Annotated in this window: 20 protein-coding genes; 9 read left to right on the top strand and 11 right to left on the bottom strand. The window is 70.4% G+C overall.

The genetic code is table 11. The features are described from left to right. Window positions 1-56: 56 nt before the first annotated feature. Window positions 57-1,895 carry a hypothetical protein gene (locus DKM19_RS28490; protein ID WP_162641845.1) on the bottom strand — a complete coding sequence of 613 codons (1,839 nt, stop codon included), beginning with the start codon at window positions 1,893-1,895 and terminating at the stop codon, window positions 57-59. A 129-nt stretch (window positions 1,896-2,024) separates the two neighbouring features. Between DKM19_RS28490 and DKM19_RS28485 the strand changes: the two genes are divergently transcribed. Next, window positions 2,025-3,008 carry a glucosyl-3-phosphoglycerate synthase gene (locus DKM19_RS28485; RefSeq protein ID WP_110699757.1) on the top strand — a complete coding sequence of 328 codons (984 nt, stop codon included), beginning with the start codon at window positions 2,025-2,027 and terminating at the stop codon, window positions 3,006-3,008. A gap of 200 nt (window positions 3,009-3,208) precedes the next feature. Here the strand turns inward: DKM19_RS28485 and DKM19_RS28480 are convergent, their stop codons facing one another. The 5 genes from DKM19_RS28480 to DKM19_RS28460 all read right to left on the bottom strand — a co-directional run bounded on the left by DKM19_RS28480 (window position 3,209) and on the right by DKM19_RS28460 (window position 7,706). After that, on the bottom strand, window positions 3,209-3,565 hold the full coding sequence (locus DKM19_RS28480) for a PRC-barrel domain containing protein (protein WP_110699755.1): 357 nt from the start codon (window positions 3,563-3,565) through the stop codon (window positions 3,209-3,211). A 154-nt stretch (window positions 3,566-3,719) separates the two neighbouring features. Continuing rightward, window positions 3,720-4,361: a hypothetical protein gene (locus tag DKM19_RS28475; RefSeq protein WP_110699753.1), complete on the bottom strand. Its 642-nt coding sequence runs from the start codon at window positions 4,359-4,361 to the stop codon at window positions 3,720-3,722. A 54-nt stretch (window positions 4,362-4,415) separates the two neighbouring features. Continuing rightward, window positions 4,416-5,201, bottom strand: coding sequence for a carbonic anhydrase family protein (locus tag DKM19_RS28470; RefSeq protein ID WP_162641843.1), 786 nt, complete (start codon window positions 5,199-5,201; stop codon window positions 4,416-4,418). A 442-nt stretch (window positions 5,202-5,643) separates the two neighbouring features. After that, window positions 5,644-6,903 carry a PP2C family protein-serine/threonine phosphatase gene (locus DKM19_RS28465; RefSeq protein WP_110699749.1) on the bottom strand — a complete coding sequence of 420 codons (1,260 nt, stop codon included), beginning with the start codon at window positions 6,901-6,903 and terminating at the stop codon, window positions 5,644-5,646. After that, the gene (locus DKM19_RS28460) at window positions 6,903-7,706 is read right to left on the bottom strand and encodes an alpha/beta fold hydrolase (protein ID WP_110699747.1); all 804 of its coding nucleotides are present in this window, start codon (window positions 7,704-7,706) and stop codon (window positions 6,903-6,905) included. Before DKM19_RS28460 ends, DKM19_RS28465 begins: the two co-directional genes overlap by 1 nt. A 180-nt stretch (window positions 7,707-7,886) precedes the next feature. On the opposite strand from DKM19_RS28460, the gene DKM19_RS28455 reads away from it, so the two are divergent. The 3 genes from DKM19_RS28455 to DKM19_RS28445 are packed head-to-tail and all read left to right on the top strand — an operon-like array spanning window position 7,887 to window position 14,969. Next, window positions 7,887-9,425: a TIGR02677 family protein gene (locus DKM19_RS28455; protein WP_110699746.1), complete on the top strand. Its 1,539-nt coding sequence runs from the start codon at window positions 7,887-7,889 to the stop codon at window positions 9,423-9,425. Beyond that, window positions 9,418-10,770, top strand: a complete 1,353-nt coding sequence (locus tag DKM19_RS28450) for a DUF2398 family protein (protein ID WP_110699744.1) — start codon at window positions 9,418-9,420, stop codon at window positions 10,768-10,770. The genes DKM19_RS28455 and DKM19_RS28450 overlap by 8 nt, the downstream gene beginning before the upstream one ends. Next, on the top strand, window positions 10,767-14,969 hold the full coding sequence (locus DKM19_RS28445) for an SbcC/MukB-like Walker B domain-containing protein (protein WP_110699742.1): 4,203 nt from the start codon (window positions 10,767-10,769) through the stop codon (window positions 14,967-14,969). The genes DKM19_RS28450 and DKM19_RS28445 overlap by 4 nt, the downstream gene beginning before the upstream one ends. A gap of 131 nt (window positions 14,970-15,100) precedes the next feature. On the opposite strand, the gene DKM19_RS28440 is transcribed toward DKM19_RS28445, so the two are convergent. After that, window positions 15,101-16,015 (bottom strand): oxidoreductase, encoded by a 915-nt coding sequence (locus tag DKM19_RS28440; protein ID WP_110699740.1) that lies wholly within the window; start codon window positions 16,013-16,015, stop codon window positions 15,101-15,103. 63 nt (window positions 16,016-16,078) lie between these two features. On the opposite strand from DKM19_RS28440, the gene DKM19_RS28435 reads away from it, so the two are divergent. After that, window positions 16,079-17,080, top strand: coding sequence for an ArsR family transcriptional regulator (locus tag DKM19_RS28435; RefSeq protein ID WP_239513632.1), 1,002 nt, complete (start codon window positions 16,079-16,081; stop codon window positions 17,078-17,080). Window positions 17,081-17,138: 58 nt separating this feature from the next. On the opposite strand, the gene DKM19_RS28430 is transcribed toward DKM19_RS28435, so the two are convergent. Continuing rightward, complete coding sequence (locus DKM19_RS28430) at window positions 17,139-18,290, bottom strand: hypothetical protein (protein WP_110699738.1); 1,152 nt, start codon at window positions 18,288-18,290, stop codon at window positions 17,139-17,141. A 424-nt stretch (window positions 18,291-18,714) separates the two neighbouring features. Further along, window positions 18,715-19,668: a YafY family protein gene (locus tag DKM19_RS28425; RefSeq protein ID WP_110699736.1), complete on the bottom strand. Its 954-nt coding sequence runs from the start codon at window positions 19,666-19,668 to the stop codon at window positions 18,715-18,717. Between the two features lie 118 nt (window positions 19,669-19,786). Here DKM19_RS28425 and DKM19_RS28420 point away from each other — a divergent pair, with 118 nt between their 5' ends. Then, on the top strand, window positions 19,787-20,206 hold the full coding sequence (locus DKM19_RS28420; protein ID WP_110699734.1) for a VOC family protein: 420 nt from the start codon (window positions 19,787-19,789) through the stop codon (window positions 20,204-20,206). A 248-nt stretch (window positions 20,207-20,454) separates the two neighbouring features. Then, window positions 20,455-21,168 (top strand): YdeI family protein, encoded by a 714-nt coding sequence (locus DKM19_RS28415; protein ID WP_239513631.1) that lies wholly within the window; start codon window positions 20,455-20,457, stop codon window positions 21,166-21,168. 102 nt (window positions 21,169-21,270) lie between these two features. On the opposite strand, the gene DKM19_RS28410 is transcribed toward DKM19_RS28415, so the two are convergent. Both DKM19_RS28410 and DKM19_RS28405 read right to left on the bottom strand, forming a co-directional pair. Next, a complete protein-coding gene (locus DKM19_RS28410; protein ID WP_110706049.1) occupies window positions 21,271-22,083 on the bottom strand; it encodes a cytochrome c oxidase assembly protein in 813 nt (270 codons plus the stop codon). Further along, window positions 22,080-22,637 (bottom strand): DUF2243 domain-containing protein, encoded by a 558-nt coding sequence (locus tag DKM19_RS28405; protein WP_110699730.1) that lies wholly within the window; start codon window positions 22,635-22,637, stop codon window positions 22,080-22,082. Before DKM19_RS28405 ends, DKM19_RS28410 begins: the two co-directional genes overlap by 4 nt. Before the next feature lie 352 nt (window positions 22,638-22,989). Between DKM19_RS28405 and DKM19_RS28400 the strand changes: the two genes are divergently transcribed. Together DKM19_RS28400 and DKM19_RS28395 are read left to right on the top strand one after the other, a co-directional pair. After that, window positions 22,990-23,541 (top strand): TetR/AcrR family transcriptional regulator, encoded by a 552-nt coding sequence (locus DKM19_RS28400; protein ID WP_110706048.1) that lies wholly within the window; start codon window positions 22,990-22,992, stop codon window positions 23,539-23,541. Window positions 23,542-23,588: 47 nt separating this feature from the next. Next, entirely contained in the window at window positions 23,589-25,763 is a 2,175-nt protein-coding gene (locus DKM19_RS28395) for an MMPL family transporter (protein ID WP_110699728.1), read from the top strand. The last annotated feature ends 213 nt before the right edge of the window (window positions 25,764-25,976 follow it).

Here is a 25,976-nt window from a genome sequence, read left to right as displayed (position 1 = left end):
AAGTGCGACGGGCCTTTTCTGAGCCGTCGCACGCCCGACGGGCCCTCCCCGAGCCGTCACGCGCCCGGCTGGGAGCGGGTCAGTCTGAGCGACGGATGGCCGTAGAACTGGTAGGCCGCCAGGGTGGCGGGTGACTGGGAACGCAGGGAGCGCAGGACCTCGGCCGGGGGCTCGCCGCCGAAGCAACGGCCGTAGAACCCCTGCGCCAGGCGGCCGCCGACGGGGCCGTCGGACCAGAGCGGGGCGACGACCCCGCTCGCGCCCGCCAGCAGGAACGCCTGGGGATCGCCGCTGCCCTCCAGGAAGACGAACGGCGCGCCGCCCAGACCCTGGCCCGGGGCCGAGGGCGTCGAGTCGGCGGCCGCGAAATGGATGATGTCCGGTGACCGGCCGAACATGCTCAGGATGTCGCCGAACAGGGGAGCGACCTGCGTGGCACCGTAGGCGGTGACCAGCGAGTGGGCCTCCGCCGCGCTGTACACGACCGCCATGCTGTCGCCCCTCACCCGTACGGGCGGGGGCAGCTCGGGACGCCGTCCGCCGATGGGCCAGCGGCCGGTCATCGTCTGGCAGTTCAGGTAGCGGGGAACGGAGGGGTCGACCGGCTGTTCCAGAACGGCCAGCTCCCAGGGAACATGCGGCTCCTGGGAGAGGATCAGCACGCTCGGCCGGCGCGGCGCCACCCGCCCGGCCACCGCGTTCAGCAGGTCCCAGAACCCCCGGGGGATCTTCGAGGCGACCCGCCGGCCCACGTCCTCGGAGAGGTGGCCCCGCTCCGTGAGGCGCCGGCCGAACTCCGAGGTCCGCATGCCGAGATCGCTGCTCTCCGCCTGGTCGGGGGTGATGAAGTGCGGGGACTGATAGGTCCACCACAGCCGCCCCGGCCGGTCGCCGTGGACGATGACCACCGTGATGTCCGCGGGCTCCTCCAAGCCGGTCAGCCGGACCCGGGTGCCCGCGACCGGCTCGGGAGGGACGTTCTGGCCGAGCTTGCCGGGAGAGTCGAGGACCGAGATCGAACGCACGCCGAAGCCGGTCACCTGGCCGCGCACCGAGTGGATCGTCTGGATCTGCCGGACCGTCTCCGGCTGCTCCTGCGGAAGGGCGATCAGGTTGAGCGTCGCCTTCGGGTACGGCGAGGCGTCGTCGGCCAGGAGCCGCACGCGCCACCCGCCGGGCGCCTCGAACCCCTCCGCGATGATCTGGACGTCCAGGTCGACGGGCTCACCGGAGGGCGGGGCCGCCCCGTCCTGGCCCGCTCCGGGGGAGAGGCCCACATCCACCTCGACCCCCCAGCCCCCGACCACCTCGGCCAGGCTCTCGATCAGCGGAAACGCATCCTGCGTCCGCCGATCGGCGGGGGCCGCGTCCCGTTCCCCCCGGCGCCTGCGGAAGGCGTCGGTCAGCCGGCCGATCATGGAGGGGCCGCGATCGGCGGCCGGAGCCGCGGGCGCGGAGGGAGGCTGCTCGGGCGAAGACGCGTGCGCCCCGCTGGACAGCAGCCAGTCGGCGCCTCTGGAGCCGGCATGTGGCAGACCGGGGTCGGTGGACCCGGCCGATGACGGTTCGGTCGGTGACGAGGCGGCCGACGGCGAGCCGGGGCTCGGGGTGGCCGGCGGCCAGTCGGGACCGGCGGAATCTGCGAGCGACGGGACCAGCTCCTCGGCGGTGACGTGGTTGTTCAGGCGGAGCAGCATGGCGAGCCGTTCCCAGGCGGGACCGTACTGGGCGATGAGCATGATGACGGCGTCGGCGAGCGACCCGGGAGGCTGCTTGCCCTCCTCCGCCAGGAGAAGGTCCAACCGGCCGCGGAGTTCCTCGGACGTGCCGCCCATCAAATGGTCGAGCTCGTCACGGACAGTGTGTGCCGCCCTCACCACGGCTACCGGGTTCATCCCGCCCCCTTGCTGCGATATAGACCGATCTTCCCACCTCTCCGATGGGGGCGGGAGCCGGTGCTCAGTGTGAATCGGCGCCACATAAGGTGATACCCGTAAGTTCCGAGGTGATGGGAAGGATGAGCCGTGCTGCCTGAAGTGGGGGCATGGTTGCGTGGGCGTACATCATCATCGGATGACTGGCCGTTGGCGTGGCTGCTGGAAGCCAAGGGAGACATGACGGTCAGCGTCGTGCTCCCCGCTCGCGACGAGGAGGAGACGGTCGGGGAGATCGTCACCGCGATCCGGCGTGATCTGATGGAAGCGGCGCCCCTCGTCGACGAACTGGTGGTCATCGACTCCCGCTCCGTCGACGACACCGCCGCGCGCGCCGCGCGGGCCGGGGCCAGGGTGATCGCGCAGGACGAGATCCTGCCCGACCTGAAGCCGCTGGACGGCAAGGGGGAGGCGCTCTGGAAGTCCCTCGCCGTGACCTCCGGCGATCTGCTGGTCTTCATCGACGCCGACCTGCGCGAGTTCCGCACATCCTTCGTGACCGGGCTGCTCGGCCCGCTGTTCGACGATCCGGACGTGGTCTACGTCAAGGGCTGCTACGACCGGCCCCTGCAGAACGTGCAGAGCGGGGGCGGCCGGGTCACCGAGCTCGTCGCGCGGCCTCTGCTCAACCTGCACTGGCCGCTGCTCGCGGGGTTCGTGCAACCTCTCGCGGGAGAGTACGCCGGGCGGAGATCCGTGCTGGAACGGGTCCCGTTCGTCACCGGCTACGGCGTGGAGCTGGGCCTGCTGATCGACCTGCTCGACCTGGCCGGACTCGACGCGCTGGCCCAGGTCGACCTGGGCCGCCGGGTCCACTCCCACCAGTCCACCGAGGCTCTCGGCGGCATGGCCGCCCAGATCCTGCAGACCTCCTGGTTCCGGCTGGAACGCCAGAACAAGATGATCTCCCTGCACACGCCCTCCACCCGCCTGGCCCAGTTTCGCAGGGGGCCGGACGGTGTGAGTGGCTCGGAGGGATCGGGTGGCCACCACGCGACCGTTCGCGACGTGGCCGTCGCGGAACGCCCACCGATGACCACCGTCCCCGGTTACCGTTCCCGGCCGGCCGGCTGACCCGTCCGCCGTGCCCGGCACCGCATCAGGTTGTCGATCCCGGCAGGCCGTGGCGTGGAGCCGCCTTCGGCGCTCATCCCGGTGGCGGCATCCCTTGCGAACCCTTCGCGGTCCGGTCGCGCCGGTGCTCGGGCCGGAGGCGAGAAACGAGAAGGGGACCGTTCCGCGCCGGAACGGTCCCCTTCTCGCCACCCTGATGATCAGCTCATGGTGAAGCGTCCGTAGTGGCCACCGAGCCGTTCGCGGTAACCGGGCTCCTTGTAGGTGGTCACGCTGAACTCCGGAGCTTCCTCGATCTCCTCCTTGGTGCACCCGACGTAGACCTTGCGCTCCGCCGGGTCGATCCCGGTGATCATGCCGGCGGGCAGCACGATTTTCTTGTCGAAGACCCAGAAGCCGATGTCAACGACCATGTAGCTGTCGCCCACCACCGTGCTCTCCTCCTCCACCAGGCCGATTTTCCCGTCGGTGGCCTCGACGTCGAAGCCGATGAGATCCAGCGTCTGGTCGCCGCCATAGACATCTGAACGGTAGGTCCACAGATTTTCGCTCGTCATGTCCAAACTCTTCTCACCTGGAAGGGACCTCACACCTGTCCGCCTACCCGCTCCGGTCCAGCTAAACGGGCAGAACGAAAGATCAACCGTAGCCGCGGACGTTCCCGGCCCGCTGCCGGACCGACACTCTCACGCCTCACCGTCGCCTGGAGAATCACGCCCTGCGTCGCCTGAAGAACCACCATCCCGCGAAGGCGAGAGCGAGGCCTGCCACGGTCGCCCCCGCGTAGATCCAGGGCGAGATCGGCTCGCCGAGCGAGCGAGCGGACGGGGGAACGGGGAGGGCCGCCGCGGGGCCGGTGGCCGTACCGAGGGCGGTGACGAGGTCGGCGGTGAGCGGCTCCCCGTTCTGGGTCGCGTCCCCCGCGCGCAGGGGCTCCCCGCCCGGATAGAGCATTCGGTTGCCGGCGCACAGGGAGGTGTGCAGGGCCACACCGGGATCGATCGCGAACAGGCCGGACTCGCCCGAGGAGGCGAACACCAGATACCGCGATCCGGTGACGAAGCGGTACCCGCACGCGGCCTCGTCGGCGTTGGTGGCCAGCTCGAACTCGGCGCTCGCCTTCCCCTTGTAGACCTGGTCGGCCCGGAAGGTGTAGACGACCGGCGGCGTGGGGCCGAGCGGGCCGCCGTCGAGCCGGCGGGCGGCCGTCACCGTCCCGGTGAAGACCGCCGCCGCCTTCTTCATCTGCTCCGCCGGGGGAAGCGGAGCGCAGCTGCAGGCGCACGCCGTACCGGGAGCGATCATCAGGGTCGCGGTGACGAGCAGCAGGATGACGAGCAGCCGATGCTTCATGCCCTCATGACGTACGCCTTCGCGGAGCGGTTCGATCCGGGCCGCCGCCCGGCGCTAACGGTAGGCGTAGACCTTGGGGGCCGGAACGCCGACCTGGAGTTCCCTGTGGTTGCCTGCGGAGTCCCACAGCGATCTGTACGCCTGGACGTTCTTCTGGCCGGCGTGCGCCCGATGATCGAACACCACCCAGTTCACCGGCTTGAAGTAGTCGCCGTTCTCGTCCGGCGTGGTGAGCGAGCCGGTGTAGCGGTAGGTGCCGCGGTCGGCGGGCAGCAGCGCGTCGAGGTCGACGTGGTGGACGTCCTTGGACGCGCCGAGAGCGGGCGGGGACGCGATCAGGCGGTCGTGCTGGGACGGCTGGTCCTTGGAATCGAGGAGAACCGAGAAGACCACGTAGGCCTTCGGCAGGGTCGCCCTCTCGTGGACCAGGTGCGCCTCCAGTGGAGCGAAGGGCTGACCCGCGAACTTGTGCTCGGCATGGCCGTGGAAGTGCACGTTGCTCAGGTTGTACCGCTCGCCGTTGAAGGTGATGTACGGCTGGGGGCCCTGGCTCGCGATGACGAACCGGACGTCGTCATGCTCGCTCGGCCGGCCGCCGAGTGGCGGTTTGTCCTGGAAGAGGACCGTTCCGTCGACGCTGTGCGGATAGTGGACGGAGAGTGTGGACCGGTTGCCGGGGCACGCGGCCGAACGGTCGATCTCGATGGGACTCTCGACGGCTTCGTCCGTCCCGGTGCTGTGGCATCGGGGACTGTCCTGGGCCTGTGCGGGAGCGGGGGAACCGACGAGGAGAAGCGGAAGGGCGGCGGCCGCCGCCATCCGGGCAAGACGATGACGCAAGGGGGGCCTTTCATACAAGGGTGTCACCGAATGGGCTATTTACGGGGATCGGAGGGATCTCGTCCATATAAAGGTGACATAAGGGCGTGGGCGAGAGTAGCACCAAAATGATCGTTTTTGACGTGATCATTTGAGATCAAAACGACCATAAGTAAACGGTCGATTACGTGCCATCAAGGCACCGCGCCAGGTGACGGAGCGCGGCCCGTCGCGGGCGCCGTATCCGCGACGGCGCATCGCGGAAGCCCGGTGGATTCGCAGAAAGGGGGCGGGCGGATCCCACGCCCGGACGCACCCGCACCCCGTCTCGCGGCCGGGAGTCGCGGCAGGCGAGTGGTCGGACGCCGACCACGGGGGAGGTGGGTCTACGGGGCGGGCGGCTGGGCGCGCAGGAGGTTCGGGGCGTGCTACTCGGGGTGCGGGGCGGGTCGAACGGCGTCGGTCACGAGGACGCCTTCGGCGACGAGGGCGGGACGGTCAGGGCCAGGAGGGCGGTGTCGTCGTTCAGGCCGGGTCCGAAGCCGGTCAGCACCCGCGCGACGGCCTCGGTCATGTCCGGGGCGCGGGCTCCGGACAGGGTGGCGGCCAGCTCCTTCAGGCGGTCGTCGCCGAACAGGTCACCGTCGGGCATCCGTGCCTCGGTCAGCCCGTCGGTGTAGAGCAGCAGGCCGTCGCCGGGCTCCAGGCGGACGGCGACGGTGGCGAAGTGCGGGTTGCGCATCAGCCCGACCAGCAGCCCGCCGTCCGGATGGACCGGTTCGACCGCGCCCGAGCCGCGGATGACCAGGGCGGGCGGATGACCGCCGCCGGTCAGCGTGATCTCCACCGTCCCGGGTCCGGCGCCGGGAGCGGCAACCGTCAGCAGGCCGAACAGGACGGTGCAGTAGAAGGGGTAGGCGGGGCTGTACTCCGCCAGCAGTGCCTCGTTCAGGCTGTCGAGCACGCTGACCGGGTCGGGGTCGCCGTGCGCGGCGGCGCGCAGGGTGTAGCGCACCAGCGACGTCATGGCCGCCGCCTCGGCGCCCTTGCCGCACACGTCGCCCAGGAAGAACGCCCACCGGTCGTCGGCCAGGCGGAACAGGTCGTAGAAGTCGCCGCCGACCTGGTCGGCGGAGGCGGTGTGGTAGTACGCGGCGACCTCCATCCCCGGCACCGCGGGCAGGGCCGGGGGCAGCAGGCTGCGCTGCAGGGTGGACACCAGGCGCTGCAGGCGTTCGCGTTCGCGGTCGGCCTCCTGGCGGGCGTGGAGCAGCTCGCGTTCGTAGGCGCGGCGGTCACGGGCGTCGAAGACGGTGGTGCGGATCAGCAGGGGCTCGCCGTCGGCGCCGGTTTTGAGCGTGGAGGTGACCAGGACGGGCAGCCGGGTGCCGTCGGCGGCCCGCAGCTCCAGGGCCACTCCGCCGATCTGGCCCTGCATGCGGAGCAGGGGGGCGAAGTGGGTCTCGTGGTAGAGCTTGCCGCCGACGGTGAGCAGGTCGGCGAAGCGGCGCCGGCCCACCAGTTCCTCGCGGGTGTAGCCGAGCCAGGTCAGCAGCGTGGTGTTGATTTTGGCGATCTGGCCGTCCAGGAGCGTGGACAGGTAGCCGCAGGGCGCGTGCTCGTACAGGTCCTCGGCACTGTCCTCCAGCAGCGCGCTGAAGCGGGCGTCTCCGATGGGCACGCCGGAGCCGGTCGGGTTCACGGTGTGCCCGCTGTCACCCATCACCGCCAGTCTGACGCGAAGGAGACGATCGCCTGGGTGGTCGCCTCCGGAGCGCTCAGCTGCGGGCAGTGTCCCGTGGCGTCCAGGGTGACCAGGAGGCTGCCGGGGATCTGGGCGTGGACGAACGCGCCCACCTGCGGTGGCGCGATGACGTCGCTGGCGCACTCGATGACCAGCGTCGGCACGGTCACCTTGGCCAGGTCGGCCCGGTTGTCGGACAGGAACGTGGTGCGCGCGAAGGCGCGTGCGATCAGCGGGTCGGTGCGGCAGAAGCTGTTGGTCAGCTCCTCGCCCAGCTCGGGACGGTCCGGGTTCCCCATGATCACCGGTGCCATCGCCGCCGACCAGCCCAGATAGTTGCTGTCCAGCGACTCCAGCAGCTCTTCGATGTCGGCCCGGCTGAAGCCGCCCCGGTAGTCGCCGTCGTCGACGTAGCGCGGCGAGGGGGTGAGCAGGATCAGCTTGGCGAACCGCTCCGGCTCCCGGATCGCCGCCAGCACCCCGATCATGGCGCTGACCGAATGTCCCACGAACACCACCTGCCGCAGGTCCAGCTCCCGGCAGATCCGCAGTACGTCGTCGGCGTAGCCGTCCAGCGCCGCATAGCGCTCCGCCTGCCAGGCCGACAGATCCGACCGGCCCGCCCCCACGTGGTCGAACAGCACCACGCGAAACTCCTCGGCCAGCGTCGGCGTCACCAGGCGCCACATGTTCTGGTCGCAGCCGAACCCGTGCGCGAGCATCACCACCGGCCCGTCCTCTTTGCCGGTCAGCACGACGTTGTTCCTACTCCTTGCACCCATGTGGCGCATCCTTTCATTCACCGTGGCGTCATGCTCCTGCCCACTGGCCACGATTCGAATGCGAGTTCGCCGCCGGAGGTACGAGAGTTTGGTATGCTCTCTATTTTTCGAATGTGTGTTCGCCGATGGAGGCGTGCGGGCCCTGCGCGCCCTCCGGTTACGGAATACTTGCTGGCTGACATGACAGACTCAACGGATAGCCGCAGAGCGCTGGATCTGGACGCGCTCGCGGTCGGCGACAGGTTCCAGCTGTTCAACTTCACCCGCAGAGACGATCACGTCTCCTACCTGTGGGTGCTCCGGGCGATGGACCGTCTGCGGGCGGTGCACCGGGTCCAGGTGGACAGCGAGGACGTCGCGGCGGCCTTACGGGAGCTGGCGGCGGCCCATGACGAGGTCCCCCAGCTGGACGCGGCCCTGCGGAACCGGCTGGACGCGCTGGCCGACGACAAGATCATCCATCGGCTCGAGGACGCGTCCCGGGCCGGGACGCTGGCGCGCTATCGCAACAGGCAGTCGGTCTACCAGTTCAGCGAGCTCGGCTACCGGGCGTTCACCGCGGTGGAGGACGTGCTCGCCGTCAGGGTCCGTGACGTGAACCTGTCCCGGCTGGTGTTCTCCGACATCCTCGACGACCTCCGGTCGCTGGCCACGGCGAACCGCGGCGGCGACGAGGACCAGGTCTACCGGCGGCTCTCCCGGCTGGACCAGGTCATGGAGGACATGGTCCGCCGGTCCGCCCGGTTCCACGTGACCCTCGGCGAGATCGTCACCTCGACCGAGGCCTCGCCCGAGCTGTTCCTCCGCTACAAGAACGCCCTGCTGACGCACATGAGCGACTTCATGGCGGAGCTCGACCGTTACCTGCCCCGGCTGGACAGGGCCGTGCGGGAGGTCGAGGCGAGCGGCGTCAACACGATGCTGATCAGGGCCGCCGACGCCGACGACAGGCCGTTCCTGAGCGGTATCGAGCGGATCGACGACTGGAAGCGCCGGTGGGAGGCGCTCCGCGTGTGGTTCACCGCGACCCCCGGCTCCGCGTCCGGGGCGGCGGATCTGCGCCGCGCGACCAGGTCCGCGGTGTCGGGTGTGATCGCGCTGCTCCGGCAGCTCACCGAGGCCCAGCGCGGTGGCGTGAACCGGGCCTCCGAGCTGCGGCACCTCGCCGAATGGATCTACAACACGCCGGACGAGGACGCCGCCTACGCGCTGACGACGGCCGCGTTCAACCTGAGCTCGGCGCGGCACCTCGGCGGAGCCCACGACGATGCCGAGCAGATCTCGCCGCGGGCCACCTGGTGGAACGCGCCAGGCATCGAGGTCGCCCTCACCCCGTTCCGGACGGGCAGGCAGGCCGGTCCCGGTCTTCCGCAGCCGGTCCGCACCGACACGGGGGTGCGGGCGGATCTGCGGCGGCGGCAGCTCGAGGCCAGGGCCGCCGAGCGCGAGGCCGCCCAGGACCTCGCCGGGAACGGAGCACACGACCGGATCCTCAACGAGGCCGAGACCCGCGTCCTGCTGGCCCTGCTGACCCGCGCGCTGGAAGCCCGATCGGTGGTCGCCGGCCGGTTGACCACCGGATCCGGCAGCGACGACACCGTGGTGATGCGCCTGGTGCCGGAGCCCAAGGGCAGCAGCGTCCGCACCGGGCACGGCATGCTGCACCTGCCCGGGTTCGCCCTGGAGATCGTCTCGCGTTCCGGGAGGACGGATGGCTGAGCCCCGTGCGGCGGCGGACGTCCCGGTCAGCGACCTCGGCTCCTATCAGGACGCGGTGCGGCTGGTGCTCACCAGCGACCTGATCACAGCGGTTCATCCCCGGCCGGGACTCCTGGACCGGGTGCTGCTCTGGGCCGATCAGCTCACCCGGGACTTCCGCGACCTGTTCGGCTACACCCTGATCGCGACGACCCATCAGGTGCGGCTGGTCCGCCGGCTCGACACCCTGAACCCGTCACGGGTGAAGATCTTCACGAACAGGGCCGGTAAGGCGTTCGACCGCAGGCGGCTGGCCTATCTCTGCCTGGTGCTCGGCTCCTTCCAGAGGTCGCGGGTGGAGATCAGCCTGGCCGACCTGGTCCGCCTGTTCGGGCCGGTGGCCAACTCCATCGAAGGCCTCGGCTTCGATCCGGTGGTCCCCGGTCACAAGGGGGCGGTCGTGGATGTGCTCGGCTGGCTGGTGGAGCGTGGAGCGCTGCGCCTGTCCGACGGGTCGGCCGAGGCGTGGGCGCGGGGCGACGGCGGCGACGGCGACGCCCTGTACGACATCGACCACGACATCTGCACGGCGATCTTCAGGCCGGCTCGACCCGTACAGCACCTGACCAGCGCGGCGGGGCTGCTGGACGGCCTCAGCGCCTCCGCCGAGAGGCGGGTGCGCAGGCTGCTGCTGGAGCACCCGGTGGTCTACTACGCCGACCTCGACGCGGAGGCGGCCGCGGTGCTCCGGCGCGACGACGTCGTCGAGAACCTGGCCCGGCTCACCGGCCTGGCCGTGGAACGCCGGGCGGAGGGCGTCCTGCTCGCCGACCCCGGGGGAAGGTTCACCGACAAACCCTTCCCGGGCAGGGGCGGGGCGGTCAACCGCGCGGCCGGTCTCCTGATCGCCAAGATCGCCGACGTCCTTGAGGAGCCGGGCGCCCTCGCAGAGGTCGAGCCGCCGGTGGAGACCGAGGTGCAGCGGGACCTGCTCGCACGGATCGACTCCGCGCTGCCGCAGGCCGGTGTCGTCCACGATCTGGCCTGGTCGTCGGCCGAGCGGCCTCCCGCGCCGCCGCAGCGTCCCGAACGGCTGGTCCTGGTGGAGCGGCACAGGCTGGAGGCGCTGATCGAGGAGCTGTACGAACAGTTCGGCGCGGCCTCCTTCACCGCCGCCTGGCAGCAGGACCCGTACGGCCTGCTCGACGCCGCGGTCGTCCTGCTCACGGATCTGCGCCTGGTGCGCCCCGTTCCCGGCGGAGTGCTGCTGCTTCCGGCCGCGGTCCGCTACCGCAACATCACCCTGGCGATTCCGGCACCGCCCGAGGGCCAACTCGACGTCTTCGAAGGAGAGGGTTCCGTATGACGCGGTTCAAGCCGTCCCGAGCCGGTCTGATCAACATCTGGGACTACACGGACGAGGAGTTCGTGTTCGCGGACGGCAGGCTGGTGCTGCGCGGGCACAACGGCTCCGGGAAGACCAAGGCCCTGGAGGTGCTGTTCCCCTTCGTCCTGGACGGGGTGGTCGACGCCCGCCGGCTCGACCCCTTCAGCGGCGAGAACCGCACGATGAAGTCCAACCTCCTGTACCGGGGGCAGGAGTCGGAGTACGGATTCGTCTGGATGGAGTTCGCGGCGGGCGAGCGGACCGTCACGCTGATCATCGCCCTGCGCGCCCACAAGGACCGGCCCGCGGTCAAGACGTCCTTCTTCGTGACGGCGAAACGGCTCGGCCTCGACTTCGGACTGCTCTCCGAGGACTCCCGGCCGCTGACCGAACAGCAGCTGAAGCGGGCGCTCGAACCCGAGGCGTGGCACGACAGCGCCACCGAATACCGGGACGCCGTCGACGCCGCCCTCTTCGGCCTCGGGCGGGAGCGCTACACCCAGCTGCTCGACCTGCTGCTCGCGTTGCGCAGGCCGCTGCTGGCCAAGGACCTCGACCCCGGGAAGGTCTCCGACACCCTCACCTCGGGGTTGAGCCCCGTCACCGAGGATCTCGTCGAGCAGGCGGCACGCGACTTCGAGAATCTCGCGGCCGTCCAGCGGCTGGTCGACGACCTCACGGCGGCGGACGGCGCCGCCCGTGCCTTCCTGGACTGCTACGCCGACTACCTCCAGGTCGGCGCGCGCTTCCACCTCGACCGGATCGCGGCGCGCACCGAGCAGGTGGTGAGACACGCCACCGCGATCAGCGAGGCACGGATCGAGATGCGCCGCGCGGGCGCCGCCCAGGACGAGGCCAGGGAGGCCTGCAAGGTCGCGGGCATCGAGCAGAACAGGTTCGCCGGCAGGTTGGAGGGCCTCAAGAAGCACGAGGCCTACACCGCTCAGGGCCAGCTCGACAGTCTGCGCGGGCAGGTCGGCCAGGGAGCCCAGGAGATCGCCCGGGAGCGCGAGGCGAACACCAGGGCCGCCGGATACATCGTGGATCTCGGCCGCGAGGCCGACGGGATCGATCAGCAGCTCAAGAACGCGCGCGAGGCGGCCGACCGGCAGGCCTCCGACATGGCGGAGGCCGCCGGGCTCGCCGGGCTCACGACCACGGACGACGGCGACCCGCAGGCGGTCCGGGCGCAGGTCACCGCCCGATCGGAGGACGTCGAGGACGTACGGCGCCGAATCGAGAAGGTCGACGCGGCGGAGAGGGAGCGCGGGCGCGCGGAGCAGGCCGTACAGAAGGCGGGCAAGAGGATCGAGGCCGGCGAGCTGGCCTGCGAGACCGCCGATCGGGAGCTCGGCGAGGCCCGCGCCCAGGCGGAGAAGGACCTGCGGGCCTGGGCCGGCAGGTGGTCGGGGGACCACACGGATCCGGTGGTGGGCGTCGACGACGTCGCCGTGCTCGTCGAGAGCCTGGCCCGCATCGGGGAGGCCGGGGCTCCGAGCCTCGCCGAGGTCTTCGGAGACCTGACCGAGGCGCGGCGCACGACGCTCGTCACCCACGTGGCCGGGCTGGAGGCCGGGCTGCGCGAGTCCGCGGCGGAGCTCGAACGGCTCACCGCGCTGCGCGACGAGATCGCCGCCGAGCGCGACGACGCGCCGCCGCTCTCCGCCACCCGTCAGGCCGCCCGGACCGAGCGGCAGGGAGCCGCGCTCTGGCAGCTCGTCCGATTCGCCGACGGGGTCTCGGACGGAGAGGCCGCCGCCGTGGAAGGGGCCCTGGACGCGGCCGGGCTGCTCACCTCCTGGATCCACCCCGATCCGCGGCTCACCGCGGTCGCCCTGGAACAGGCCGACCCCGACGCCTACCTGCTTCCGGCCGGACGGCGGCCGGCGGGACGGACCCTGTCAAGCGTCCTGGTTCCCGAGGAGCACGACCTGGTCCCCGCCGAGGTCATCTCCGAGGTCCTCGACTCGATCGCGCTGACCGACGAGCTCACCGTCGCCTCCCCGGCGCCCGCGATCAGCAGGCGGGGCCAGTTCAGCTCCGGGGTTCACCTGGGCGCGCAGCCCAAGACCGCACCGGAATACATCGGCGCCACCTACCGGGCGGCTCGCAGGAAGGCGAGGATCGCCGAGTACGAACGGCAGGCGCGGGCCCGCTCCCAGGAGCGGTCGGACGGCGAGGCGGAGCGCGACGCGCTCCAGCGGCGCCTGGACGACGTCGGCCGGGCCAGAAACGAGCTCCGGCCCATCGCCAAGGGCATTCCCCGGGCCGTGGCGGCGCTGGCCGAGAAGTCGACGCTGCTGGCGGCCGTCCGGACGGAGTGCTCCGAGGCCGCGACCGCCCTGGACGGCGCCACGGCCGAGACGGACGCCGAGCGGCGCCGGCTCCGGCAGACGGCCGCGGACCGGAACATGCCCGCCGTCGTGGAGGAGGTCGAGGTGGTCGCCCGGGCGATCGCCGATTTCACCAGGGCGGCGGAGGGGCTCAGTCAGCGGCTCACCGGAATCGAGACCCTGGGGCAGGACCTCGCCGGGCGCCGCCGTACGATCGCGCGCCTGACCGCCGAGCACAGGGGCGCGGCCGAGGCCCTCGTGGAGAAGGAGGAGGCGCACCTGAGCGCGGCGGAGCGGCTGGCCGCCCTCGAAGAGACGCTGAGCGCGCCCCTCCAGGAGATCCTGGGTCAGATCAGCGAGGCGGAGCAGTCGCTGAGAGAGGCGAAGGCCACCTGGCAGGCCGAGGACGAGCGGGCTCGCAGGGAGCACGACGCCCTGGTCGAGGCCGAGTCGGCGCACAAGCACGGCGGGATCTCCCTCCTGGCGGCGCTGGAGGAGCTGCTCGATCAGCTCGCGTCGTTCGCGCCGTTCGCCCATGCGGACCTGCGGCCGGTTCTCACGATCACCGCTGCGCCGTTCTGGCCGGACCGCACCCGGTGGGCCTCACCCGAGCAGATCGCCGCGGAGATCATCGAGCGGCTGTCCGAGCAGGAGGCCGCCCTGGCGGTCCAGGCCGTCCTGCCGGACGGCGTGGCCGAGCTCCTCGGCCTCTACGACGCGGCCACCGCGGGCCGGCAGGCGGGGGAGACGGCGCGCAAGGGCGTCCGCGACCGGATGACGGAGGCGCTCAAGGAGTTCAACGACGCGCTCAACGCCTGCGAGGAGGACTACCGGCTGGACTGGGAGCCCGGAGACTCCGTGGTCGTCGTGCAGGTCCTCGACGCGGACGGCCGTCACCCGGTGGCCGCGTTCGCGCGGCGCATCGCCGAGCGCGCGGCCGAACAGGGGTTCCTCCTGGAGGAGCGGGAGCGGACGGTCCTGGAGGACGAGCTGCTGGCCGGGCTGGCGCAGCAGATCTTCGACCGGGTCCTCGTGGCCCGCGACCTCGTCAGGGGCATGGACGCCGACACCAGGTCCAGGCCGATGTCGACCGGTACGACGGTGGGCATTCGCTGGGTCGTGTCCGACGGGATCACCGACCTGCAGAGGGAGGTCTCCGAGCTCCTCGGGCAGGACGGCCTCGGCCCCGAGCAGCTGGCCGGCCTGCGCCGCATCCTGCGGAAGATGATCCATGAGTATCGGGCCGGTCATCCCCGGGCGACCTACAAGGAGGTGCTCTCCACGGTCCTGGACTACAGGACCTGGCGATCCTTCGAGCTGCGGCTGAAGGTTCCCGGAGAGGACGACGTGAAGCTGAGCAAGAAGCGTCACTCCCAGATGTCAGGCGGGGAGAAGTCCGCCGCGATCCATCTGCCGCTGTTCGCCGCGGCGAACGCCATCTACTCGTCCGCCTCCGGCACCTGCCCCCGGATGATCGCGCTCGATGAGGCGTTCGCCGGCATCGACGACATCTACAAGCCGGATCTGCTCGGGCTCACCGTCCGCTACGACCTGGACGTGTTCATGACGGGCCATGACCTGTGGGTCCGGTACGCCACGGTCCCCGCGGCGGCGCACTATGACATGCACAGCGACAAGGCCTCCCACACGGTCTCGGCGATGCTCGTCCTGTGGGATGGCGGCGAGCTCGTCGACTCCGGGGCGGGGTTCTCCGGCAACGACGAGCTGGCCAAGGAGCTGCTGGGGTTCGCCCCGACCCGGCGCGTGCCGATCGAGGCCGGGCTGCTGGAGGCCGGGTCGCCGGAGCCGGGGGAGGGGCCCGACGAGGACGCGGACGAGGAGTGATCGGGCCGGGTTCGCCGAGCAGGCGGCTCCGATAGCGGTGGACGGCCCGCGCCGTCACGCCGGTCCGGGTGGGCGAGGGGCATCCTGTGGTCGAGCGCCTGCGCCGGTCCGCCATACCGGTGGCCGGATTCTCAAGCTCGGGCCTCGCCCCGGTGGAGCCGGTCCAGGACGGCCAGCTCGTCCTCGGAGAGGCGCAGCGCGCCGGCGGCCACGTTCGCGACCAGGTGATCCGGGTTGCCGGTGCCGGGGATGGCCAGCACATGCGGCCCGCGGTGCAACGTCCACGCCAGCCGTACCTGCACCGCGCTCGCCCCGTGCGCCCGCGCGACGGCGAGCACCTCGTCGCTGTCGGTGCCACCCGCGCCGGCTTCGCGTCTCGTACCGGCGATCGCGTAGAACGGCACGAACGCGACCCCCTGCTCACCGCAGGTGCGCAGGAACTCGTCGTACTCGGGCCGCACGCCGATGCCGTACTGGTTCTGCACGCAGACCACCGGCGCGATGGCCTGGGCTTCGGCGAGGTGCTCGGGGGTGACGTTGGAGATGCCCAGGTGGCGGATGAGCCCGGCGTCGCGGAGCCGGGCCAGCGCGCCGAAACGCTCGGCGATCGAGTCGGTTCCGAGGACGCGCAGGTTCACCACGTCGAGGTGGTCACGGCCGAGCTGACGCAGGTTCTCCTCGACCTGGCCGCGCAGCTGCTCCGGGGTGGCATGGGGCAGCCACTCGCCCGACGGGCCTCGGCCCGGCCCGACCTTGGTGGTGATGACGAGATCATCCGGATAGGGGGCCAGTGCTTGGTTGATCAGCTCGTTGGCGGAACGCAGCGGCGAGAAGTAGAACGCGGCGGTGTCGATGTGGTTCACACCGAGCTCGACCGCGCGGCGCAGCACGCCGATCGCCCGGCCCCGATCGCTCGGAGCGGCGTCGGCCCGGAACGCCGCGCCGTCCTGCGTCAGGCGCATCGCGCCGAAACCGATCCGGTTGACCTCCAGGTCGCCGAGCTTCCAGGTGCCTGACGCGGCCGCGGTAATCATCTCCATGGTCATGGTCGAATGATCTCCCCGATGTAGGATGGCCGCCATTGATTAAGGCATGTCTGAATCTTTGGAGTGATCCTCCTGGAGGAGCTGGCGTTTTCCGCGAGCGATCTGGCGCAGACGCGGTTCGCCGTCTCGCCGATGTGGGAGGTCGGGACCAGCTTCCGGCTGCTGAGCTCCGGCTCCGCGCATCCCGTGCACCGGACCTGGCTGGAGCAGGTACGGCCACGGGTGGCGGCCGCCGGCCTCGACCGGGGCTGGCTCGCCGAGCTGATCCCGCCCTCGGGTTACGTTCCCGACTTCCTCAACCCGGCGCCCGCCGGACCGGCCCCCACGCTGGCGGAGGAGCTGGCCGGGATCCTGGCCGCTCCCGTCGCCCGGATACGCCAGGACCTTGACCGCCTGGAACGCGAGCAGGGGCGTCGCGGCCTCCGGCTGCGGACCCTGTACGCCGAGCCGCAGGCCCGCCTGGTCCGGGTCTCGGAAGAGATCGAGACCTACTGGGAGCTGGCGCTCGCCCCCTACTGGGCGCGGATCCGGGCGGTGCTCGACGCCGACGTCTTCTACCGGGCCCGGCAGGTCGCCGAGCACGGCGCGGGCCATCTCTTCAACGATCTGCACCCCTCGGTGAGCTGGGACGACAACGCGCTACGGCTGGCCCGCCGGCAACGGCCCCTGTCCCGGAAGACGGCGGGTGCGGGACTGCTGCTGATTCCCTCGGCTTTCACCGGACCGGGCCCGCTCACCCGGGTGACGCCGCCGGAGCCGCCGCAGCTGGCCTACCCGGCGCGCGGCGTCGGCTCGCTGTGGGAACCCCGGCCCATCACCAGGGCCGGGGCCGTCGTCGCCGTGCTCGGTCGCTCGCGGACCCTGCTGCTGACCGAACTGGAGACTCCGGCCTCCACCACCGAACTGGCCCACCGTACGGGGCTCTCCCCGGCCGGGGTGTCCCAATATCTCACCGCGCTGCGCGACGCGGGCCTGGTCAGCGCCCACCGAGCCGGTCGCTCGGTGCTCTACGCCCGCACGTCCGTCGCCGAATCCATCCTCGCCGCCGCCTTCCCACTCGTTTGATGGTCTTTCCGACGTCGTACCTCGTCGGAGTCCAGGCCGTATCGCATCCCGGAACGGGTCAACGGGCGTCGAGTTCGGCATCACACCAGGTCGCCTCAGCGCACAACACGCGGGCGACCTCGACGGGCGCTGCTTTCCTGACCGTGTAGCACGGCCAGGAGGATCCGGCGACCTGTTCGCTGTCCAAGACGGTGACGATCTCGGTGACGAGCACCTGACGGCGGAGCACATCCCTGGCGACGACCTCTTGACCGTGGTCCTTGGACAGGTATCGCTCCTCCACCCAGCGCCAGGCGCGGAAGCTCTCGCCGACCGCCACGAAACCCTCATGGACGGGGACCAAGTAGTCCGATTCGCGGTGCGGGTTGAGCCCCTCGACCCGCTGCCGGTCGGCGAGGTCACCGCGGAGCCACCGTTCCCGGTCATGGGCCGAGCGATTCTCGAATCCTTCGGGAAGCCTGTTCTCCATGTTCAGTTCGGCGTAGTGGCGATCGACCAGCGGGTCGGTGAATCTGTTGGGCCGGCCCTCGGCCAGGGCGAGCAGTTCGGGAGTGATCTCAGCGCCGTCCTCGATGTCGATACCGCGCTTGCGCCGCAGATACTGGTGCAAGGTGACACCTCTGCCTTGCAACCATGCGTGGAAGTCGGGGCGGTAGGAGCGGGACGGCTGCAGGCTGGGCCAGTCGGTGGCGGCTGACACGGGGACGGGGACGCGGGCGGGTTCCACCCGCCAGACCGGGGGCTCGTCGTCTTCGTAGATGTCGGCGTAGGGTGCGGGCAACGCGTGTCTGAGCGGGTCGAACACATCGCGGACCGGCCAAAAGCGTAGGAGCCACTTCTCCGTTTTGTGGTCGGCGCCGACGGTGTAGACGGCCAGACCATACTCGAAGTGCGGTGGTCCGATCAGGAAGGAACAGAGTGGTTCGAACCTCGTTTCCACCCACACGCCGCTGTTGCCGGTGAAACGCGTCTCGCCGGCCTTCCTCCACGGCTCGGCCGCCGTGGGCGGCTGGGCATCCCAGGCTTCCAGGCGGATGGCGGCGCAGTGGTCGCCGGCACGGCTGGCGAAAGAGACCAGGTCGCTGTCGACGCGCAGACATCCGTGACGCTTGCCGGGTTCGTTGTCATGTGGGTCGCCGAAGACCAGCTGGAAGGATCGACATTCGTCGATGCAGATCACATCGTCGAGCGCGCGGATCAGCCGCGTCATGCGATTTCCCCATTCCCGCGAGTTGTCCCTTGTCTGGTTTTCCCAGGTTTTCGCGCTCCTGCGTTGTTGCTCAGCGAACCTGGTTCGCGCTCAGCCAATGTGATTCACGATCTGATTTCGCCGGATTTCTGGAGCAGGAGGAGTCCGCGACGATCAATATACGAGTGATCCCACGGTCGAACAGCCGTTGTCGGGCACCGAATCGTCGCGGACGCATCCATCGACCTTCGCCGTCAGCCGATCCTTCGTCCTCAAGGGCCCTGGCCGACCAGATCGGCCGGTCGGCGGCGACACGTAATCGGAGCTATGGCGAGGTCGCAACAGGCGCGGCGGCCGAACCGGGCATGCTGGATCTGCTGCCCGGTGCCACGCCGTGGCCGGGGACGCCGCGATCGTCACTCATCGCGCGCACCCGGTCTCCGGCCTACTGGGCCGCGTTTGTGTAGCGGTCGGCGAGGGTGCGCAGGAGGGCGCGTAGTTCAGGGGGGTCGATGACGGTGAAGGCGACGTCGAGGTTGCCCAGGAAAGCGGCCAGGTTGTGGAGGGAGTCGGCTCCGGTCTCCAGGATGCTGTTCTGATCGTCCATGCTCCGCAACAGGCCCGCCAGCGGGGGTAGCCGTTCGGCCATCGTCTCGAAGGGGGCGTGCAGCCGTATCAGTGCCTGGTGTTTCCAGACCGTCGAGCCCGACCCGCGCACGACGTGCGCGGCGGCGTCGCCGCCCGGGGGCTCGCGAGGGGTGAAGCGGGGGCCGTTCGGGGTGCGGGGGCGGATGCGGTCGGCGCGGAAGGTCCGCCAGTCGCGGCGGTCGTTGTCCCAGGCCAGCAGATACCAGCGTTGCCCGGTGTAGACCAGGCGGTGTGGTTCGGCGGTGCGGGCGCTCGCCGTCCCGTCGTGGCCGCGGTAGTCGAAGCGCAGCCGCTCGTGGTCACGGATCGTGGCGGCGATCACCGTCAGGGTTTCGGCGTCCACGGTGGGACCGCGTCCGGCCACCGAGATCGTGGCCGCGCGTACCGCGTCGATCCGGTGGCGCAGCCGTGACGGCAGCATCTGCTGCAGCTTGGTGAGCGCGCGCAGCGAGGTCTCCTCGATGCCGGTCACGGTGCCGCCGGCGGCGGCGTGCAGGCTGACGGCGACCGCGATCACCTCCTCGTCGTCGAGGAGCAGCGGTGGCAGGGCCGCTCCGGCGCCGAGCCGGTAGCCGCCGGCCGTCCCCGTGGTCGAGTGGACCTGGTAGCCGAGGATGCGCAGCCGTTCGATGTCGTTGCGGACGGTTCTGGTGGTCACGGCGAGCCGGTCGGCCAGTTCGGCGCCGGACCAGTCGGGTCGTGCCTGCAGCAACGACAGCAGCCGCAGCAGTCGCGTGGAGGTTTCCAACATCGCTCAAGTCTGCCAGGCATTGAGGAACCGGAGGTTCCACAAGGGTCCGTAATGTACTCACCAGACGCACCACACCGGCGACAGCCGGCAGGTATCCGCGACAGCGAAGGGAACACAGATGTTGCGAGGATTCGCCACCGTCAGTTTCTGGGCGGACGACCTGGAGGCGGCGACGAAGTGGTACACCGAACTGCTGGGCATCGACCCCTACTTCCAGCGCCCCGTGGAGGGCCCGCCGGCGTACGTGGAGTTTCGCCTCGGCGACTACCAGCATGAGCTGGGCCTGATCGACAGGCGCTACGCGCCGGACGGTGCGACGCCCGGCACGGGCGGCGCCGTCATGTTCTGGCACGTCGACGACGTGTCCGCGGCCCTTGAGAGGCTGCTGTCCATGGGGGCGAAGGAGTACGAGGCACTCACCGTCCGGGGAGACAGCGGATTTGTCACCGCCTCCGTGGTCGACCCGTTCGGCAACATCCTGGGCATCATGTACAACCCGCACTACCTGGAGATCCTGGGCGCGAGCAGGCCGGCGTGACCCGTGTCGGGGCATGCCACCGTTGACGAGCGGCCGGTGGTGAGAGCCGGCCGAAGGCGACGAGAACCGGCTGAAAGCGACCGGTCTCGTCGGGCGGACGCAGTCGTGGCGGGGCTCAGGAAGTCACACGGTTCCCCGAGCCCCGCCACGGAGCCGTCGCCGGATCATCGGGACCGGGCTCGACGAAGATCGCCGACTTCGGGAGCCCGGCAAGGACCTGACCTCCCCGGCCGCCCGCCGAGTCGTTCATGGGAAAAGTGCGGGAAGACCTGCGACGTACGCGACTGAAAGGAGGAGGGGAGCCGGCCTTCACGGCGCCGTGCCCCCTGACTGCCATGGCAGCACTCAACGGTGCGGAAATCATCGTCTTCGACGACGCCTCCCGGTGGGAGTCCTGGCTGGCCGACCATTACGAACTGCCGACCGGCGTGTGGCTGAAGATCGCGAAGAAGGGCTCGGGAATCGCTTCGGTGACGCTCACGGAAGCGCTCGATGTCGCCCTCTGTTATGGCTGGATCGACAGCCAAAGAAAGTCCTACGACGAGGCGTATTTTCTGCAGAAGTATTCGCGCCGCCGATCGAGGAGCCGGTGGTCGAGGGTGAACGTCGACAGAACCGAGGTGCTTGTCGCCGCTGGGCGCATGAGAGAACCCGGTCTCGCGGAAATCCTGGCCGCCCAGGCGGACGGAAGATGGGAGGCGGCGTACGAATCGCAGAAGAACGCCACGATCCCGTCCGACCTCGCGGCCGCACTGGAGCGGAACGAGCAGGCGAGGGCCTTCTTCGAAACGCTCGGCAGGACAGATCAATATGCGGTGTTCTTCCGCCTCATGACGGCGAGGACACCCGGCAGTCGAGCCGTCCGCCTCCAGGAAATGATCGCCCGGCTGGAAGCCGGAAAGAAGGTCGGTCCGCATGCTCCGGCGCGCAGCGGGGTGATCCTCCCGTCGGGGACGCGGTAGATCTGGACGAACGGCATGGTCGTGGGCCCTCCGGCCTCGTCGAAGGCGGTGCCGAGCTCGGCGATGAACGCATCGGGGCCGGAGCGCGGCACGTACCGGAGCTCAGGAAAGGGCGGATACGGCAGGCGCGGGCCGCGGGGCGGCGGCGCGCGCGGGACGCCAGGTGCTCACCAGGGCCAGTGCCAGCAGCAGCTCGGCGATGTCGCCGCCGTAGTACATGATCTCCGCGGCCCCGCGCAGCTGCTCCGGGGGCACCGGCACGTCAACGAACAGCCCGGCGTACATCAGCTGCGACAACGTGGCGTGTACGGCGACCGCCACCCCCAGCACGACCAGCCGGACCGGCACCGACGGGCGCCGCGGCGCCGGATCCGGACCGGCGATCACCCAGGCGAACAGGCAACCGGCGAGCAGGAAGTGCACGTGCACCAGGTGGTGCAGCGGCGCGTCGGCGGAGGCGATCCGATACAGCGGGGTGCAGTACAGCGCCACCATGCCGCCCACGCTGAGCACGAGCGCGATCCACGGGTTGGCAGGCAAATGCATCACCCGGCTGCGCAGCAGAGCGCCGACACGGCGCCCCTTCGCGGGTGGGAGAGAGCGCAGCAGCAACGTCATCGGGGCGCTCAGCACCAGGCCCAGCGGCGCCAGCATCCCGATCAGCAGATGCTGCAGCATGTGCCCGCGAAAGTCCGTCTCGGCGAAGGCGGCGACCGGCCCGGTCACGCCCCCGGCGACCAGCGCGATGCCGGCGGCGAAACTCGCCGTCCGCCATCGGCTCCAGCCCTTCGCCTCCCTGCTCCGGCGCGCGGCCAGTAGTCCGTACGCGCCCAGCACCACGGCCAGGACGGCGAGCGGCAGCAGCGCCTGCATGCCGCCGCCATGATGATGCGCCTCGTGCGACAGGGCGATCATGGCGTCGGCGCTCCGGAGACGCGTCCGTCCGCGCGGCACAGGTCGATCGGGGCGCCGCCGCGCTGCAGCAGCCACCCGCCGGCCGTCAGCACGGCGCCCAGGAGCAGGAATCCCAGGTCCCACCAGATCTGGTACGGGCCGGTGCGCACGTGGTGGATGCCCAGGAGGTGATGGTCGACGACGCCCTCCACCAGGTTGAACACCCCCCACCCGACCAGGATCCAGCCCCACAGCATCCGTGACCTCCACACCCGGCCACGGGAGTGGACGACGCGCGAGTAGAGCAGGCCAAGGCCGATCAACACCGCCAGCCAGGTGAACGCGTGGAAGAACCCGTCCCACAGCGTGTTCATCCGCAGCCCCGGAACGGTGTCCGTCGGGTAGTACTTCACGCCGATGTTGTCGCTGTCGGTGCTGGACAGCATGTGATGCCACTGCAGGATCTGGTGGAGCAGGATGCCGTCGACGAACCCACCCAGCCCGATGCCCAGAATCGTGCCGGGTACGGCGATCCGCCGCCTGACCCCGTCCGTCTCGGCCGATCCGGTCGCCATCACGCCCCCTTCTTTCTTCTTTCCAGCTCGGGTCCGGTGCGACGGCACCGGGTGTCTCCTGCGGGCTCAAGATGGGCGTGTACGGCCCGGCCGCGCCCTTGGGGCCCCTGACCTGCCCACCGCTCGCTCGCCACGGCCGCGGAACCTCCGCCCCATCAACCGAGATCAACTATCTGCGGTGATCCCGAGGTCCGGCGCGGGGAAACGCCGCCGTGCTCGGCTCTTGGCCCGGCGGTTACCCAACGTCTACCAGCGCTCCACGGCGTCGGCACGTGATCGACGTCACAAAAACTGACCGATCGGTCAAAGGCTGTCCGATCGGTCAGCTAGGCTGGATGAGGGGGTGGGTGACTTGTCGAGAAACGTCCGTTCGCGTACGCGTCGAGAGATTCTCGACGCCGCATCCGGGCTTTTTGCCGTCGCGGGTTTCAAGGGCACGTCCCTGCAGGACATCGCCGCCGAGGTGGGTTGCTCCAAGGCGACGCTGCTCTACCACTTCGACGGCAAGGACGCGATCCTCGTCGAGATGCTCGCTCCCGCGGTCGGGGCGTTCGGCGTGCTCGACAGGCAGCTGGCGGAGCTCGACGACGACACCGTCCAGCTCGCGGCCGTGAAAGGCTACGTCGACCTCGTGCTGTCCTTCCGGCGAGAGGTCACCATTCTCCACGGCGACATCCCGGCCCTGCTCAGGCATCCCGCCCTGGCCGACGTGCAGGGCATGGTGGACCGCCTGCTCGACGCGCTGGCCGCCCGCTCGTCCGATCCTTCGGCGCAGGTCACGGCGCTGATGGTCCTGGGCGCCATCCCCATCGTCTGCATGAAGCCCGTCGCCATGAACGACGACGAGTTACGCGACGTCCTGGTCCGCAGCGCGGCCGGGGCCCTCAACGCGCGCGGCGCCTGATCTCGGGCGACCGTTCTTCTCCCCTCGACCCTGACAGGGACACTCCATTGGCTACTTTGCTGTACAGGCTCGGCCGCGCCTCCTTCCGCCATAGACGGCTGGTGCTGGCCCTCTGGCTCGCCGTGCTGGCCGTCACGGGTATCGGCGCCGTCGTTTTCATGGGCCCCACGGCCAGTAACTTCACCATGCCGGGAACGGAGTCGCAGCGGGCGCTCGACTCCCTGGCCAAGCACTTCCCCCAGGCCGCCGGCGCCACCGGCACCATCGTCGTCGCCGCTCCCAAGGGCACGCAGCTGACTACCCCGCAGAACCAGGCCGCCGTCCAGGCGCTCACCAAGGAGGCTGGAACGCTCCCGGGCGTGGTGACCGCCGTCGACCCGTTCAAGATCGGGGCGCTCTCCCCTGACGGCCGCTACGCGCTGATCCAGGTGCAGTTCGCCGGCCGTAGCGACGACGTGACCGACGCCCAGCGCGCGGCGTACGAGAAGGCGGGCGGTGCGGCCGAGAGCGCCGGCCTCCGGGTGGAGCACGGCGGCGAGATCATGTCGGGCGAGCCCGAGATCGGCTCGACCGAGGCGCTCGGCGTCGCCGTCGCGGCGGTCGTGCTCATCGTCACCTTCGGCTCGCTGGTGGCCGCCGGAATGACCCTGCTCAACGCGCTCATCGGCCTGGGGGTCGGCATGGCCGGGCTGTTCGCGCTCAGCGGCGCCGTGCAGCTGACCGCCACGGCTCCGGTGCTCGCGCTGATGCTCGGCCTCGCCGTCGGCATCGACTACTCGCTGTTCATCACCTCCAGGCATCGCCAGAACCTGCTCGACGGGCTGGAGCCCGAGGAGGCCGCCGGTCAGGCGGTCGGCACGGCGGGATCGGCCGTCGTCTTCGCCGGCGCCACCGTCGTCATCGCGCTCGCCGGACTGTCGGTGGTCAACGTCCCGTTCCTGACCGTGATGGGCCTGGCCGCCTCGGCCACCGTCGCCGTCGCCGTGCTGGTGGCGATCACGCTGCAGCCCGCGCTGCTCGGCTTCGCCGGCCGCAGGATCCTGGCCCGCCGGCACCGTGCCGCCCCGGAGACGGGCGCCCCCGGGCGTGCGGGCTTCGGTTTCCGCTGGGCCTACCTCGTCACCCGCTGGCGGGCGGTGTTCATCATCGCCGGAGTGCTGGGCCTGGCCGCGCTCGCCGTACCCGCCAAGGACATGCGTCTGGCGCTGCCCGACGCGGGCACCGCCTCGGAGAACAGCGCGGCGCGCAAGGCGTACGACCTCATCGCCGAGGGGTTCGGACCGGGCTTCAACGGCCGCCTGGCCGCGGTGGTCACCGGCGACTCGCCCGAGGCCACCGGCCTGGCCGCGAAGCGGGCCGCCACCCTCATCCAGGGCACCAAGGGCGTCGTCGCGGTGACCCCGCCGCAGCTCAACGCGTTGAAGACCACCGCGCTGCTCGCCGTCATCCCGAGCACCGGACCCACCGACGCCGCCACGGAGACCCTGGTCCAGGACATCAGGGCCAAGGTCGCGAACCTCGACGGCGCCGAGGTGGCGCTGACCGGCCAGACCGCGATCGGCATCGACGTCTCCGAGAAGCTCTCCGACGCCCTGCCCATCTACCTGCTGCTCGTGGTCGGACTGTCCATCCTGCTGCTGATGCTGGTCTTCCGGTCGGTGCTGGTCCCGATCAAGGCGGCGCTCGGATTCCTGCTCACCGTCGGCGCCACCTTCGGCATCACCGTCTCGGTCTTCCAGTGGGGATGGCTCGCCGGCCTCCTCGGGCTGGACACGCCCGGGCCGCTGGTCAGCTTCCTGCCCATCCTGCTCATCGGCATCCTGTTCGGCCTGGCGATGGACTACCAGGTCTTCCTGGTCTCCCGGATGCGGGAGGACTTCGTCCACGGCAACACCGCGGAGCAGGCCACCATCTCGGGGATGGGCCACGGCGCCCGCGTCGTCACCGCGGCCGCGCTGATCATGACTTCGGTCTTCGCCGGCTTTGTGCTGCTCGACGATCCGATCATCAAGTCCATGGGGTTCGCCCTCGCCATCGGCGTGGTCATCGACGCTTTCGTGGTGCGGATGACGATCGTGCCGGCCGTCATGTCCCTGCTGAGCGACAGGGCCTGGTGGCTGCCCCGCTGGCTGTCGCGGATCCTGCCCAACGTCGACATCGAGGGTGAGCAGCTCCGCGTGCACCTGGACGGGGAGGCTTCGAAGGTGGCGGTCCACAACTGACCCGTCTCCCACCGGCCGGGTGGCATGGTGCCGCCCGGCCGGAACGCGTTGGATCACCACGCCCGTGAGGCGGGCCGGCCCACGCCCGCAAGGTCGCCGGACTTGATCAGTATCGTCCGGCGTACTCCTGTGCCCGTCTTGCCGGGCACCGATGTGACCCGTGGCCGTGGAACGGTCATCGGGAGGGCGCCGAGAGGGGCGTCGGAAGCGGAA

This window comes from Streptosporangium sp. 'caverna', assembly GCF_003203775.1.
GTDB classification, from domain to species: domain Bacteria; phylum Actinomycetota; class Actinomycetes; order Streptosporangiales; family Streptosporangiaceae; genus Streptosporangium; species Streptosporangium subroseum.
Note: the sequence above shows the minus strand (reverse complement) of the source record. Positions and strands in the feature narration are given on the sequence as shown.